14 protein-coding genes are annotated in these 14,308 nt (G+C 48.2%); 11 read left to right on the top strand and 3 right to left on the bottom strand.

The features are described 5' to 3' along the window. Window positions 1–65 precede the first annotated feature (65 nt). From RAC89_RS26655 to RAC89_RS26645, 3 genes are all read left to right on the top strand, one after another. Window positions 66–1,013, top strand: a complete 948-nt coding sequence (locus RAC89_RS26655; protein WP_306616758.1) for a helix-turn-helix transcriptional regulator — start codon at window positions 66–68, stop codon at window positions 1,011–1,013. 79 nt (window positions 1,014–1,092) lie between these two features. Beyond that, the gene (locus RAC89_RS26650) at window positions 1,093–2,925 is read left to right on the top strand and encodes a UbiD family decarboxylase (protein ID WP_306617809.1); all 1,833 of its coding nucleotides are present in this window, start codon (window positions 1,093–1,095) and stop codon (window positions 2,923–2,925) included. Window positions 2,926–3,027: 102 nt separating this feature from the next. Beyond that, a complete protein-coding gene (locus RAC89_RS26645) occupies window positions 3,028–3,438 on the top strand; it encodes a GNAT family N-acetyltransferase (protein WP_306616757.1) in 411 nt (136 codons plus the stop codon). Between the two features lie 93 nt (window positions 3,439–3,531). On the opposite strand, the gene RAC89_RS26640 is transcribed toward RAC89_RS26645, so the two are convergent. Beyond that, on the bottom strand, window positions 3,532–4,851 hold the full coding sequence (locus tag RAC89_RS26640) for an ABC transporter substrate-binding protein (RefSeq protein ID WP_306616756.1): 1,320 nt from the start codon (window positions 4,849–4,851) through the stop codon (window positions 3,532–3,534). A 163-nt stretch (window positions 4,852–5,014) separates the two neighbouring features. Here RAC89_RS26640 and RAC89_RS26635 point away from each other — a divergent pair, with 163 nt between their 5' ends. The 3 genes from RAC89_RS26635 (at window position 5,015) to RAC89_RS26625 (ending at window position 7,428) form a co-directional block, all read left to right on the top strand. Further along, complete coding sequence (locus RAC89_RS26635) at window positions 5,015–5,815, top strand: AraC family transcriptional regulator (RefSeq protein WP_306616755.1); 801 nt, start codon at window positions 5,015–5,017, stop codon at window positions 5,813–5,815. Window positions 5,816–5,916: 101 nt separating this feature from the next. Continuing rightward, complete coding sequence (locus tag RAC89_RS26630; RefSeq protein ID WP_306616754.1) at window positions 5,917–6,471, top strand: RNA polymerase sigma factor; 555 nt, start codon at window positions 5,917–5,919, stop codon at window positions 6,469–6,471. Window positions 6,472–6,474: 3 nt separating this feature from the next. Then, window positions 6,475–7,428 carry a DUF4871 domain-containing protein gene (locus RAC89_RS26625; protein WP_306616753.1) on the top strand — a complete coding sequence of 318 codons (954 nt, stop codon included), beginning with the start codon at window positions 6,475–6,477 and terminating at the stop codon, window positions 7,426–7,428. A gap of 105 nt (window positions 7,429–7,533) precedes the next feature. Here RAC89_RS26625 and RAC89_RS26620 read toward each other — a convergent pair whose 3' ends face one another. After that, window positions 7,534–8,127: a TetR/AcrR family transcriptional regulator gene (locus RAC89_RS26620; protein ID WP_306616752.1), complete on the bottom strand. Its 594-nt coding sequence runs from the start codon at window positions 8,125–8,127 to the stop codon at window positions 7,534–7,536. 131 nt (window positions 8,128–8,258) lie between these two features. Here RAC89_RS26620 and RAC89_RS26615 point away from each other — a divergent pair, with 131 nt between their 5' ends. The 4 genes from RAC89_RS26615 (at window position 8,259) to RAC89_RS26600 (ending at window position 10,798) form a co-directional block, all read left to right on the top strand. Further along, the gene (locus tag RAC89_RS26615; RefSeq protein ID WP_306616751.1) at window positions 8,259–9,011 is read left to right on the top strand and encodes an MBL fold metallo-hydrolase; all 753 of its coding nucleotides are present in this window, start codon (window positions 8,259–8,261) and stop codon (window positions 9,009–9,011) included. Window positions 9,012–9,117: 106 nt separating this feature from the next. Then, the gene (locus tag RAC89_RS26610; protein ID WP_306616750.1) at window positions 9,118–9,855 is read left to right on the top strand and encodes an MBL fold metallo-hydrolase; all 738 of its coding nucleotides are present in this window, start codon (window positions 9,118–9,120) and stop codon (window positions 9,853–9,855) included. Window positions 9,856–9,923: 68 nt separating this feature from the next. Then, the gene (locus RAC89_RS26605; protein ID WP_306616749.1) at window positions 9,924–10,103 is read left to right on the top strand and encodes a hypothetical protein; all 180 of its coding nucleotides are present in this window, start codon (window positions 9,924–9,926) and stop codon (window positions 10,101–10,103) included. Between the two features lie 86 nt (window positions 10,104–10,189). Beyond that, window positions 10,190–10,798: a histidine phosphatase family protein gene (locus RAC89_RS26600; RefSeq protein WP_306616748.1), complete on the top strand. Its 609-nt coding sequence runs from the start codon at window positions 10,190–10,192 to the stop codon at window positions 10,796–10,798. 32 nt (window positions 10,799–10,830) lie between these two features. On the opposite strand, the gene RAC89_RS26595 is transcribed toward RAC89_RS26600, so the two are convergent. Further along, the gene (locus tag RAC89_RS26595) at window positions 10,831–11,865 is read right to left on the bottom strand and encodes a DUF3231 family protein (RefSeq protein WP_306616747.1); all 1,035 of its coding nucleotides are present in this window, start codon (window positions 11,863–11,865) and stop codon (window positions 10,831–10,833) included. Window positions 11,866–12,671: 806 nt separating this feature from the next. On the opposite strand from RAC89_RS26595, the gene nikA reads away from it, so the two are divergent. After that, the gene (nikA, locus tag RAC89_RS26590) at window positions 12,672–14,294 is read left to right on the top strand and encodes a nickel ABC transporter substrate-binding protein (RefSeq protein ID WP_306616746.1); all 1,623 of its coding nucleotides are present in this window, start codon (window positions 12,672–12,674) and stop codon (window positions 14,292–14,294) included. Window positions 14,295–14,308: the final 14 nt, after the last annotated feature.

The raw sequence follows: 14,308 nt of genomic DNA, 5'->3' as shown, positions 1-14,308 counted from the left end.
TAATAGTGACAATACCTGTCATCAATCTTTTTGCTGTATAAATTTTGTTAAAGGTGCTGATTATCGTGACCAAATCGAAACGGCTTATGGAGCTCATGATGACGGTTAACCGCAAAAGACGCTTTAAGGTGCAAGAGCTTGCCGACGAATTCGGCGTATCCAAGCGTACGATTCTTAGGGATTTACAAGAGCTAAGCGAGCTTGGAGTACCTCTTTATTCTGAAGTAGGGCCGCACGGTGGATATCAGGTGGTAAGGGAGAGGGTACTTCCGCCGATTGCCTTCACGGAAGGGGAAGCCGCCGCCATGTTTTTTGCCGTCCATGCGCTGCGGCATTATTCCTCGCTGCCGTTCGAAGCGGAGTCCGCCTCAGCTCTGAGCAAGTTCTACCTTCACATGCCGGGAGACGTCCGAGATCGAATCGACAGTATGAAGCACAGGGTCGATTTCATTACGCCGACAAGGCGGGGCGATGCCCCGTGCTTAGCTATACTGCTTGATGCCGCCATCCATAACAAGGTGCTCGTAATCAATTACGGGTCGAAGGAGGAAGGGGAGACCAGCCGCAGAATCCAGCCGAGCTCCGTCTATGCGCATAACGGCTTTTGGTATTGTAAAGCGTACTGTTTCCTGAGACAGGGTCTCCGTGTGTTTCGGTGCGACCGGATCAGTGAGGCGGCGGAAGATACATCCGGCATTGAGCCGCTTGATTTAGACGATGTTTCCCTTGAACGGCGTGAGACGTACGAGCCGAGGGAGCCTATACGTTTGAGAGCGGAGCTGACCCGCATAGGAGTCCAGCGCTGCGAAGCCGAGCTCTGGCTTGCTCCCCTGCTGCGGGTGAGAGCAGATGGGGGCGGCACGATCGATACGGACGTGTCACGAAGTGACGTTCCTTTTTACACGGAATTTTTTATTTCCTTGGGAAAAGAAGTGGATTTGAAGGAGCCGGAGGAATTAGTAGAGTCGATCCGGAGAAGACTTTCCGAACTGCTGACCCGATACAGGCCATGAGGCTGAGCGGATTTTGACGACATCAAGCAATGATGCTAGAGTGGTAGTAACAATTATTTTTATGGATTGGAGCATGACGATGTATCGGAATTTGGAAGATTGCGTCTTGGATCTGGAGCGGGGAGGCCATCTGGTTCGCGTGAAGGAGGAAGTGGATCCTTACCTCGAGATGGCGGCGATTCACCTGAAGGTGTATGAGGCGGGCGGTCCCGCGTTGCTGTTCGAAAATGTGAAAGGCTCGAAATTCCGGGCGGTCTCTAATCTGTTCGGTACCCTGGAACGGAGCAAATATATGTTTCGGAGCACGCTGGCCGGCGTACAGCAGGTTATGAAGCTTCGGAACGATCCGATCAAGGCGCTCAGGCAGCCGTTTCTCCATGTGGCTACGGGGCTCGCTGCAGCCAAGGCGCTGCCGCTCCGAAAGAGCGGAGGCGCTCCCGTCACCGCACAGGAAATCAAGATTTCCGATTTGCCGCTCATTCATCACTGGCCTATGGACGGCGGAGCGTTCGTCACCTTGCCGCAAGTGTATTCGGAGGACCCGTTGAAGCCGGGAATAATGAATGCGAACCTCGGCATGTACCGGGTCCAGCTTACAGGCAACGAATATGTTATTGACCGCGAGGTAGGTCTTCATTATCAGATTCACCGCGGTATTGGGGTTCATCAGCAGCGAGCTGTGAAAAAGGGCCAGCCGCTCAAGGTAAGCATCTTCGTCGGCGGGCCTCCGGCACATACACTCGCCGCGGTTATGCCGCTGCCGGAGGGGCTGAGCGAAATGACGTTCGCCGGTCTGCTTGCGGGCCGACGCTTTCGCTACGGCTATGAGGACGGCTACTGCATCAGCCATGATGCGGACTTCGTCATCACGGGAGAAATCCGTCCGGGCGAGACGAAGCCGGAAGGGCCCTTCGGCGACCATCTCGGCTACTACAGCCTGACGCATCCGTTCCCTTATCTTCACATTCACAAGGTTTATGCCCGACCGAATGCGATTTGGCCCTTCACCGTCGTCGGCCGGCCTCCTCAGGAGGATACGACGTTCGGCGCCCTCATCCACGAGCTCACCGGCGACGCGATCAAAGTCGAAATCCCCGGCCTTGAGGAAGTGCACGCGGTAGACGCGGCCGGTGTCCATCCCTTGCTGTTCGCGATCGGCAGCGAGCGCTACACGCCTTATCAGCGCGTGAAGCAGCCAACCGAACTGCTCACACTGGCGAACCGTATCCTCGGGACAGGCCAGCTTAGTCTGGCGAAGTACCTGTTCATTACCGCGGAGGAGCAGATTCCGATCAGCACGCACCGAGAGGCGGAGTTTATGGGCTATATTCTGGAGAGGCTGGATTTAAGACGGGATATCCACTTCCAGACGAACACGACGATCGACACTTTGGACTATTCCGGAACCGGTTTGAACAGCGGCAGTAAGGTCGTCATTGCAGCCTACGGCGACAAGAAAAGAGAGCTGTGCAGAGAGGTGCCGGAGGCGCTGAAGGGACTTCGTGACTTTCCTAACGCGCGTCTTGTCATGCCGGGCGTTGTTGCCCTGCAGGCCGGGCCTTTCACGACATACCCGGAGGCTGAGAAGGAATTCGCAGCCTTGAGCGAAGCGCTCAAGGATAGAGGTGAACTAGCCTCATGTCCGCTCATCGTCGTCTGTGACGACAGCGATTTCCTGAGCGAGCGGCTGGACAATTTTCTTTGGGCGGCGTTTACGCGCAGTAATCCTTCGCACGATCTGTATGGCGTAAACAGCCGATACGAGCACAAGCATTGGGGCTGCGACAATCTTATTCTCGACGCGCGTCTCAAGCCGCATCATGCGCCTCCGCTGATTCCCGACCCGGACGTAACCAGGCGGATCGAGCGATTGTTCGTTAAAGGCGGCAGCTTGGAGCAGGTTCGAATTTAGCATGAAATGCGTTGAAGGTATTTGTTATCTGATCATCACGAGGCTGCCGCGGCAACAAAACGGCAGCTTTTTTATGTTAAATAAATGTAAGGGGAGATAAAGATGAAGATTGATATCGCTGCCGATTCAGACTACGGGTACCTGCATGAGCATGACTGTCATATTTCACAGAGCTTGCTATTGCAAAAGCTGAAAAACCAAGAAATCTATATACTGCGTAACGAAGACGAAAGCATTATCGGATGGATGAGGTACGGATATTTTTGGGATAACACACCATTTATGAATATGATTTGGATATCTGAGCCATTTCGAGGTAAGGGGTTAGGGACGCAAGCGGTACTCTTTTGGGAGAACGAAATGAAACGAAAGGGCTTTGCATTGGTTATGACGTCTACTTTATCTAATGAGAGGGCACAGCACTTTTACAGAAAACTAGGTTATCGGGATGCAGGGTGTTTGTTGCTTGAGAATGAACCCTTGGAAATCATAATGACGAAAAAAATGCTATAAAGCTTTATCACGTCTTGTGCACTGTTCCATTACATTCCGATGCAACAGAAGGCGGGCCTCCTTCCGGAAGCCCGCTTTGTCTATATCGAATGTTTATTTCAAGCCCTCTTCTTTAATAAACTTATCCGCCTTCTCCTCGGCTTCCCTAAGGGCAGTATTAATATCCTTCTTCTCCGTGGCTACCCCTTTTGCCGCTTCTTTCAGGAACGGATAGATTTTCACATCAAATTTCGTAGCTTCCGGTAATGGAGCCGGCTTCACTTTGAAAATTCCTTCCAAATTTTTGCCCTCATATAATTTGGTATCACTCGCGAACTGCTTTTTCAGATTTTGATCCTTAAGGACGGTTAGTCGCATTCCTTTGTTCATAGCCTTCTGCGCCTCTTCGGAAACTAACGTTTGAAGAACGGCATAAACCGCTTTCTTATTTTTACCGGTCGGTGTGACCATGGCAAGATGAAAGTCAATCTCTCTGCCATATCCCGGTTTATCGTCAAACGAGGGGAAGGAAACGACGTCCCAGTTGAAGTTTTTGCCTTGCTCTTGCAATTGCGGCAGCCGCGTAGTGAGATTGGCGATCCAGTAAGGGAACATAGCCAGCTTCTGGTCCTTAAGGAAGTAGTCGATTCCGTATGTATATTTATTATTGGGGCCGACGATTCCCGTAATGCTGTAGAGCCGCTCGAAAAGTCCGAATACCTTCTTGTAAGCGTCGTTCGTCAGAACCGATTTGTCCTGCTTATCATTCACTACGGGAAGCGAGTAGGCCCGCGTCAGCACTTGCGGATCTCCCGGATCAAGTCCGATATATTGCGTACCCTGGTCTTCCCGCGTGACCTTGCGTGCCAGCTCAATCACCTCGTTCCAGGTCATATTGTCCTTGGGATACGGAACGGCAAATTTATCGAAAATATCTTTGTTATACGCCATGACTCCGTAATTCATAGCATAGGGCATTCCGTAGATTTCCCCGTTTTTCCCGAATTTCTTCAGCAAGTTGATCGCTTCGGGTTCGAACTGGCTCATATCGATGTTATGGCTTTTTACCATGTCGTTTAAATCGCTTCCCAAGCCTTGCTGCAACAGATCGTGCAAATAATAGTTGCTTGTAAGAATGACATCCGGCACTTCACCGGCGGTGATCAGCTTGTCGAGCGTGGTTCCGCTGATTAATTGAACCGAAATATTAGGGAATTTCGCCTTCACGGGTTTGGCTACCAGCGCTTCCAAGTCGGCTTCGCCCAGTATCCCTGCATAGTGGGAATAGAACGTCAAGGTGACAGGTTCGTTATTATACAGCTCCTCCTTGCCGGCGGTCTCCTTACTACTGTCGGCTCCGCCATTTCCGCACCCCGAAACGATAAGTAGCGCCGATAAAGCGATCCATCCGTATTTTCTAATTCGCTGCTTCATTGTTACCCCTCCATTTGCATGGTTGATAAACGTTATCATGGTTGACTGCGATTGCCGGTTTGACTCTACCATACTAATTCATATTGCGACTGAAAAGAATAATCAATATAATCGAAAACATGATAGATTCTGCTATTTTTATGAATAGTTGGATGGTGATGACTTGGAAAAAAATGTTTTGCTTTGCGGTTATTCGTACCACACTCATCGTACCCAGAGGGGAAACAAGAATAAGGGGCTCGCAACGTATCTGCTTCGATTGCAGACGGAGGGAAGGTGCGTCGTACATGCTGAGGGGCAGGAGCTCACTATTGAGCCCGGAGATCTTATCCTGCTAAAGCCCGGCAGTTTTTATGAGCTTCGTATCGGGGAACATGATAAGGATAAACAAGCTGCCCTATCCAAGGTGACCAGCGGGGATTATTATTTATACTGCCGGGGAGCTTGGGTGGACGATTGGTGGCATCGTTCCGCTAAACCGATTCGAATCCGCATTGGCATGACCGATGTCATTCTTTCCCTATGGAATCAGATCATCAAAGAAAAGCAGCGTTTGGAAGACGAAAATTCCGAGATGACCGAATATTTACTGCGGGCGCTTTGCCTGGCCCTGGACCGTGCCATTAATGATACGCGGACTTCTCACAGCCGCTGGCAAACGGCCTTGCATATGAGGAGATACATAGAGGAGCATGCAAGGGAAGCGTTTAAAGTAGAGGACGTGGCAAGGCATGCCTGCTTGAGCGTATCCCGCGCTGCGCATTGTTTTAAAGAGTTCTACGGCAAGTCGATCATGCAGTATGCGCTGGAAATTCGTTTATCCGACGCAGTGGAACGAATGAAGCATACCAACCTGACGCTGGAGCAAATCGCGGAGAGCTCCGGTTTCGCAAGCTATACGTATTTCCACCGTGTATTTAAAAACAAGTTCGGCCTTTCTCCCACGGCGTTCCGCAAACAGTAATCGTCCCTGCCTTGGCTCGGCCGCTGCTTGGACAAGCGGAAGAAGATATTTATTTTGAAATGGGGAACCATCTGTTGTAGTCTACGGTCTTATTAATTGGGGTGAAGGCATTGACGGACCAGTGGGATTACTTGAAACATCTGGCACAGGGTTATGATCGGAGTATCGTGCTGCGCGACTTAATGGATTCGTTCGGAGACGATGTATGGAACTTCGCTTATTTTCTGACGAATCGTTCTGAAGTGGCCGACGATATATCGCAAGAGGTGTTCCTAGCAGCATATAACAGCTTGTACGCCTTTCGAGGAGAATGCTCGGTCAAAAGCTGGTTGCTGACGATAACGAGGAATAAGGCACTGCATTATTTGCAAAGCACCTTCCTTCGTAAAGTAACCCTGACCGATACATTTACGAAATGGGGGACCTCCCCGGCTGCGGAGCAAGTGGTTTTCGACCGTCTCGATAACCGCGCGGTTTGGAATGCAGTCCTGCAGCTGCCACGCAAATATAGAGAGGTATTAGTGCTCGATTTTCATTACGGCCTGAAGCAAAAGGAAATCGCCGTTTTGTTGAAAATATCGGAAGGTACGGTTAAATCAAGATCGCATCGTGCGAAGAAACGGATGAGCGAGCTTATATCCCGTGAGGAGGTGTAGAGCATGAGTGAGGAAAAACCGGGCTGGGCCAGTAGTATGGCGGATCCGCCTTTTGCCGATCGCCATTTTACCGCTGATTTGAAACATAAGGTGCTGCAGCGTGCTGGTGAGTCGAAAAGGATCCCTTTTTCCGTAGTATCGGCTGTGTGTGTACCTTTGGTCATAACATCATTGGTTATCGGCTGGCTTCCGTTCAAAGACATGGTGTTGCCGTCAGGAATTGAACCGCCCGTCGAAATATCCGGTAAACCGACAGCGCGGCATACCTATTATGATAACGGACGAAGACTATTCACAGTCTATCCGGACCCGTATGCGACGGCGGGGAAAACCACGGGATATATGTTTCATTTTGACGAGGCCTTAGAAACCTACTTGGGAAAAATGGTAACGCTTCAAGCCGTTCATCTCCAATCGGGCGCGAAGGAGATAGTATCCTCCGAAGTCATTACGAAGCCGAGCCCCGGTTATGCAGGACTGGAAAGATTCACAACCCAGTTCGCTTTGCCGCTGGAGGGGATGTGGGAACTGAGCGTGCTGCTCGACGATAAGCCCTATGGCAATGTACAGCTGTTTATACTTGAGCCCTCATGGGATCTTACGCCTGAGTTTACATCCGGGGCTTACATGATGCGCGGTGTCGAGAAAAAAGTGGGGTTCATCGATGCCGGATTCATTGCCGGGAGAAACCAAAAGTACATGTGGCATTTCTGGGGGAACGATGACATTCTTAACGGGCCCTTTGAGGTAAAGGCGGTGAAGCAAGGTACAGCCAAGATCGTCGATGTGTACTCCTCAAATCGGATAAGCTCGGCCAATGCCTTGGCCGGTGAACTGAACGGAGCCGACCGTCACGTCGTCACATCAATGAAGCTGCCTGAAGCAGGGCGCTGGAGGCTGCTTCCCTACGTAAAGGGACGACTGCTTGATACGATTGTCGTCGAAGTATCGGAGTAATTTTATACGGATGAGAAAAGGACCCTGCGATCCTCAAAGGCTGCCGAAAAGAAATCGGCAGCCTTGCTGCGCTACTCGGCGCTATTTACCAAGAACCGCTCCTCGCTAAATGGTTTGATAAGTCGAGAGAACCAGCTTAATCTGCTGAATCACGAACCCGATGTGCTTATTGTCCCGGGTTAACCGGCTTGCCATGACGCCGCCTTCCAATGAAGAAACCACGAACGAAGCTACGGCCTCCGTGTTGAGACCTGAAGATAGCTCCCCCGAGGTGACCCCTTCGTCCAATATACCTTGAATGAACGCCGTGAAATGACCATGTGCGGCTACCGCTTTCTCTCGGAGCGGTAGATAACCATCATCCGCCTCCACCGCCGTGTTGAGCAAGGGACATCCCCCCTCGATCGGAAGCTGATTAACAGGGTCTTCGTATACCGCGCATACCGCCAAGATCTTCCCGATCGCCGTCTCCGACTTTTCCGCAGCCTCCAAGAAATGCTCCATCATAATCCGCGAGGCATAATCGAACGCTTCCAGCGCAATTTCGTCTTTCCCGGAGAATGTCCGATAGACGCCGCCTTTGGTCAATCCCGTGACTTGTATAATGTCCTGTATGGAAGAGCCGGCATACCCTTTTTGATTAAAGAGTCCGGCGGATTTCTCGATAATATGCTGGCGTGTCTTCTCGCCCTTACGCATGAAAGATAACCCCCGTACTTAAGATAATTGAATATTATCATTTTAACATTACTATGGCATTATCGAAAAATATTTGGTAAGCTATAAAAAACCGAACCGTTCGGTATTTTTTGTAGAGGGGTGACTTGTTTATGAAGAAAGTGAGCATTGTACGGATTCCCATTCTTCCGATGCACATGGTGAACGCCTATTTGCTGCGCGGACCGGATGGCTGCGTTTTGGTCGATGCCGGTATACCGGGATCGGAGCAAAAAATAGGAAGAGCGCTCGCGAAAGAGGGGCTCACCTTTAAGGACATCAAGCTTATCATTATAACCCATGCCCATGTCGATCATGCCGGCAGTGCTGCAAGATTGCGGGAGCTTACGGGAGCTCCCATTCTCGCCCATGAGGGCGATGCCAAGCATTATAACCGGGAAGAGGAGATGACGTTCTGTCCGACGGGACGGTTTGCCCGGCTGTTTTTCAAAACGGGATTTATCCGTCAGCCTTACGAGGGATTTACGCCGGATTTATTGGTTTCCGGAAAACAACCTGTTGATTTACAGCGTTTCGGCGTACCCGGAACGGCGATACATACACCTGGGCATACCTCAGGATCAATATCAGTCGTACTGGAGTCGAATGACGCTATGGTGGGTGATCTGTTGGCCTCGGGTATTTTGCTTGGAGGCATCATGAGAAAAAACCACGCCATTCGACCGCCATTCGAGGATGATCCGCATCGGGTTGCCGAGGAACTTCTGCGTTTAATTTCTTCCGGCCACGAGACATTTTATGTGGGGCACGGCGGCCCGCTGGGGGCGAAGGAGGTTCGCCGCCATGCAGAATATCTGAAAAGACTACCGGCTCTTGGACCGCAAAGGCAATGCTCTCACATTTGATACCGGCTACGCCCGGAGAGAATAGGTTAAATAAAAATGTACGGATTATTTTGTTGCTCACTTTGATAAGATGTTACGTAGTAAGGTTAATTATCGGAGGGCACTTATGCATAGCATACATTTACTTGAGATCGATTTTGAATTTAACGGACAAAGGCAAGTCATTATTCCAACTATTCTTCAAGACGAGCAGGACACGATTCTTATTGATTGTGGATATCCGAATTTTGAAGCTTATCTTGAGTCTGCTGCCGACCGCAAAAACGTCAGTTTAGCTTCGATAACCAAAGTAATCGTCACTCATCACGATATGGATCATATGGGCTCGCTTGCGGGATTGAAGCGCTTGTACCCGCAAGTAGAGATTATCGCGCACGAGCTGGAAAAGCCGTATATCGAAGGAACAAAAAAGTCGTTGCGGCTGGAACAAGCGGAATCCGGGTTGGATGCTTTGTCCGAACTGGAAAAGCCATACGCGGAACAATTTATATCCTTTCTGAAAACAATAGAACCGGTTACGGTCGATCGTACCGTTTCCTCGGATGAGACGTTACCTTGGTGCGGCGGGATGGAGATTGTCCATACTCCGGGTCATATGCCTGGACATATCTCCATTTATGTGCCATCCAGTAAAACGCTTATCGCAGGAGATGCTGTTGTACTGGAACAAGGTAAACTGGACATTGCGAATCCCCATTTTACATTGGATATGGCAGAGGCTTTAAGTTCCGTTCGACGTTTGCTCCAATATGACATAGCTCAACTAATTTGCTTTCATGGAGGGGTTTTTCAAGGTGATGTAAAAGGAGCTTTGGAGAAGCTTCTCCGGGATTATAGTGCATAGGAAAGAACCGCTACTTTTTATTCCCCTCTCGAAGTGATCGTCATATGATATAGCGGGGGGTGATCTACATGAAAAAATCAATCATTGTAACCATTTGCCTGGCAGCGGTTCTTTTGTGCGGATCAGCTTTACAATACGACGGTCATCAGAAAATAACAATAAAGAGAGAAAATGATGGTTCAAAACCAAAAATTTCGCCTTACGAACAACCATTGAAGTCCTTGTTACAATCACATAAGAGTCAATAGAACGCCTACTCGGTTACACAGGGATAGTCACTCATTCGGTGATTATCCTTTTAGCTTGAGACAAGACAAATGGGAGGTACCAATGAATGAGCACGTCTTTTTTTCTGGTAAGGCATGCTCTAAAGGAGAAGAAAATGGGGGATGTCCCCATAACTTCTATGGGCATATCACAAGCACAAGCGACTGCCAGATATTTTACAAATTTACCCGTTGCAGCCATATTTTCAAGCCCGCTTCGAAGAGCGAAAGAAACCGCCGAGTATATAGCATTAGAGGCGAAATCAACAATTTGTGTGGATGCCCGTTTACGGGAACGAGCCAATTGGGGGGACTTACCGGGACAAACCTTTGATGAGTTTGTTGCGATGTGGGAGCGCTGTACACGTGAACCTGATTATATACCGCCGGTGGGTGACTCTGTATTACAGGCAAGGCAACGCTTATCCTCATTACTATTTGAAATAGCAACGCAGCACCCGCCCCATAGTAATATTGTCATTGTTACTCATGGCGGATTAATAACGGACTTTCTAGTACATACATTTCATAAGGAAGATCTTGAGGCCTGGCATCCTAATTTCATATCCGTGCAAAGTGAATTGGTTACGGAATGTTCGATAACAAAACTTACTTACGAAAGCGGAAACTTCAAAATTGCAGATTTTGCATCAGTTAAGCATTTACATAAGAGTTAAAATACTTAATGTGCTCTAAAAACATACTTGAGTCAGTCTTTTACCAGGGCATCTCGGTCAATCGCTTGTGGTTGTTTTTCCAGCCACTCATGTTTCACCATTAGGTTATAACAGATCGCACCGGCCTGCATGGCGTGGTTAGACACTTGCCGGTAGTTTAAAATGATATCCGATCTTAAGCTGGAGCCGATGGATGCGCCGTAATAAGTAAGCGCCGCGTTTACTAAAAAAGCGGCATGAAACATAATCAGTTTGTCCGAAAACGGACTTACCGTTGAATCAGTGATCTCATCATCCCATCTCTGTGGTAAGGAGATATCATCTTGTTTTAATATTTCGTCAAAGCTGTCTGCGTCCTTCCCAGCCAATGTAACGTTTTTCTCCAGGAATTCGCGAACATCTTCATGTTCCGTCACTTGACTGAAAGCCAAACTTAACGTTCGTACAAACCCGGTCTTTTTGGAATTAAAGAACAGGTTGCCTATTTCAGTACTATTAAGCGGTCTTTTGTCTCCGAAAAGATTAGAAATGATCCCCGTCGAGTGGATAAATTCGACCTCTTGAAGAGAAGGGACAGAGGGAACCCCCGAAAATTTCGGTTGAGATTTTGCACAATTGGAAATTTTTTGGAACAATTCTTTCGTTTTTTCGAGACATTCAAAATAATAATCTTGAATGTCTTTCCGCTCGCTGTTGGCTACGGCCAGACTATAAGCAGTTAAGCCGTGTATGCTCATAATATAAGAGTAAAATAATAGAAAGGAGTCAGAAAACAATCGCGGAGCATTAACATTGACGTCCGATTCAGTAAATCCTCGAGGAACTTGGAAATTAGCGTCGTTAAAGAACATAGTAATTTTCGCAATATGTTCCTTAGCCAATTGCAATGCAAATTCCAGTATCGGCTTGATCTCCTTATCTTCAACAATGGATAAGAAATATTTATACATGCAGACGGACATCGAATCGCCCATGTATTGGTTCCAAAGGGCAGATACTTCTGCAGCGGTTAGCGTGTTTTTCTTGGTGCTATCAATGTCCTGGGTAAAAGAAGTAGACGATTTCAACGGAATCCCTCCGAATATGGAAAGTCTTGTTAGTGATATTGTGCTAACTTTTATTTTGAAATATGTATTCATTTCCAATTTATGTTTGATGAAAACTTTGCTACACAGAAACGTAAACAGCAGCAGGCATGGACCATCAGTCCATGCCTGCCGCTGTTTCTATTGCAAAGGGGCGAGAAGCCCGTACTATGCGGTTAAGGCTTCTTTATAGTGACTCGGTTGCTGCACTTGCCGCCACAGGGGAAAGCGCCATAGCTAGAGACAATATGGATACTACCAATGTTCTTCTTAGATTCATGTCAGACCTCCTTTTCTGTTACACTATTCTTCTTCAATAAAATATCGTGCAATAACTCAACAAAGAAATTATACCATAATAGCAAGGTATTTCCAGCGTCTTCCAACGTTAAAAATCGATAGGTTAGAATTTATGATGCCTGCGGTGAACTGTCACAGGCGGTCTCAACGAAAAAATTGAAAAACAGCTAGACGCTTTTGGGCGATAGTCCGTAGTGGTTGCTCCTGTAACTTCAACAGCGGACAAGATTCCAACCGGTCTGACGGGCGAATCTATAGATCGCTAGAATTTATAAGTTTTGAGCGGAGCTTAAGGATTCTAATGGTTCACGAAAAGCTTCCTCTTGCTCACGAATGTACCTCCCCGAGCGAGAAGAGGGCTTCGATAGAAGCTTTTCTTATTGATGAAAATTTTACTTGCAATAGAAGATGATATTAATTATCATTATCAACGAGGATGATAATCATTATCAATTATATAGCGCGATCGAAAGGGGAACTTGTTTCTAATGTTTGCGTCAAGAAGAATCAAAACACTTGCGGCTTGCTTGTTAGTTGTTTCTACAATCCTGATGGGATGCTCTTCTAGCCAGTCCCAAGAGACAAAACAGGGGGGGACGGAGACTCCAAAGGAAAAAATCATAACGATGTCTTGGCCAAGAGATATCGGACCGATGAATCCCCATGTATATAATCCATCACAATTAATCGCTCAATCAATGATTTTCGAACCGCTTGTCAGATATGGCGACGGAGGCAAGCTTGAGCCGCACCTTGCCGAATCGTGGACGATCTCTCCGGACGGTAAGGAGTATACGTTCAAGCTTCGCGCCAATGTGAAGTATTCAGACGGTACTAAATTTACTGCAGCCAATGCGAAGAAAAATTTCGATGCTGTCTTAACCAACTCCAAAAACCATACATGGCTTGGCGTGATTAACGTAATAGAGAAGGTAGAAGCACCGGATGAGCAAACGCTGAAGCTGATGCTGAAGCAGCCCTATTCCCCAACCCTTCAGGATTTGGCAGTAGTCAGACCGGTCAGATTCTTGGCGGATAGCGGCTTTCCGGATGACGGGGACACCTCCAAGGGCGTGAAGCAAGGCATCGGGACGGGACCTTGGATGCTGTCTACATACAAGAAGGATGAATATGCTGAATTTACAAAAAATCCGAATTATTGGGGTCCGGCTCCGAAAATCGATAAGGTTGTCGTAAAAATTATTCCGGATGGGGAAACGCGAGTCCTTGCTTTTGAAAAAGGAGATTTGGATTTGATCTTCGGGGAAGGCGTCATAAGCATGGATTCGTTTAAACAATTGAAAGCAGGCGGTAAGTATGAGACGAGTCTGTCCGAGCCTGTAGGCACAAGGCTGCTTGTCTTGAATACAACGAAGGGTGCCTTGGGTGATCTGAAGGTGCGCGAAGCCCTGCAGTACGGCTTTAATAAAAAAGCGATGGTAGACGGCATTACCGCAGGCTTGGAGGAGAAAGCTGACAATATTCTCTCGAAGAACTTCCCGTACACGAACATTAACGTAACGCCAAGGGAGTACAATGTCGATAAAGCGAAGGCTTTGCTCGATCAGGCAGGCTGGACACTGCCAGCGGGGAAAGCGGTACGTGAGAAGGATGGCAAGCCTTTAGAATTCGAGCTGATCTATGAGAAGACGGATCAGATCCAAAAGCCTATGGCTGAAACACTTCAAGCGGAATGGGCTGCGATCGGCGTGAAGCTGAAAATTACGGGTCTCGAGCTGGCAGAGCAAATTAAAAGGTTCCGCGGAAGCGAGTTTGAAATGAACTTTTCCAGCAACTACGGTGCTCCATATGACCCGCATTCGTTTATACATATTGTGAAGGAAAAGGGCTTCGGCTTCTCCGACGCTCTCTCGAAAATTGAAGGAAAGCAGGAGATGGATAAGCAAATTGCCGAAGCGCTGCTTTCTACCGATGAAAATAAGCGGAAGGAGCTCTACGGCTCCATTCTGAAGCAGCTGCAGGAGCAATCGGCGCTGGTACCGCTGTCGTATATTAAGAAAACAGCCGTGTACCAAAAAGGAATCAGCGGCTTTGCGTTTCCAGACAATCGTGAGGATCACCCGTTTAACAGCATTATGCTAGGCAAATAGCAGGGAGTGTATCC

The sequence above is a fragment of the Paenibacillus sp. GD4 genome (genome assembly GCF_030846225.1).
In the GTDB taxonomy this organism is placed as follows: domain Bacteria; phylum Bacillota; class Bacilli; order Paenibacillales; family NBRC-103111; genus Paenibacillus_G; species Paenibacillus_G silviterrae.
This window is presented reverse-complemented; position numbering and strand designations above follow the sequence as displayed.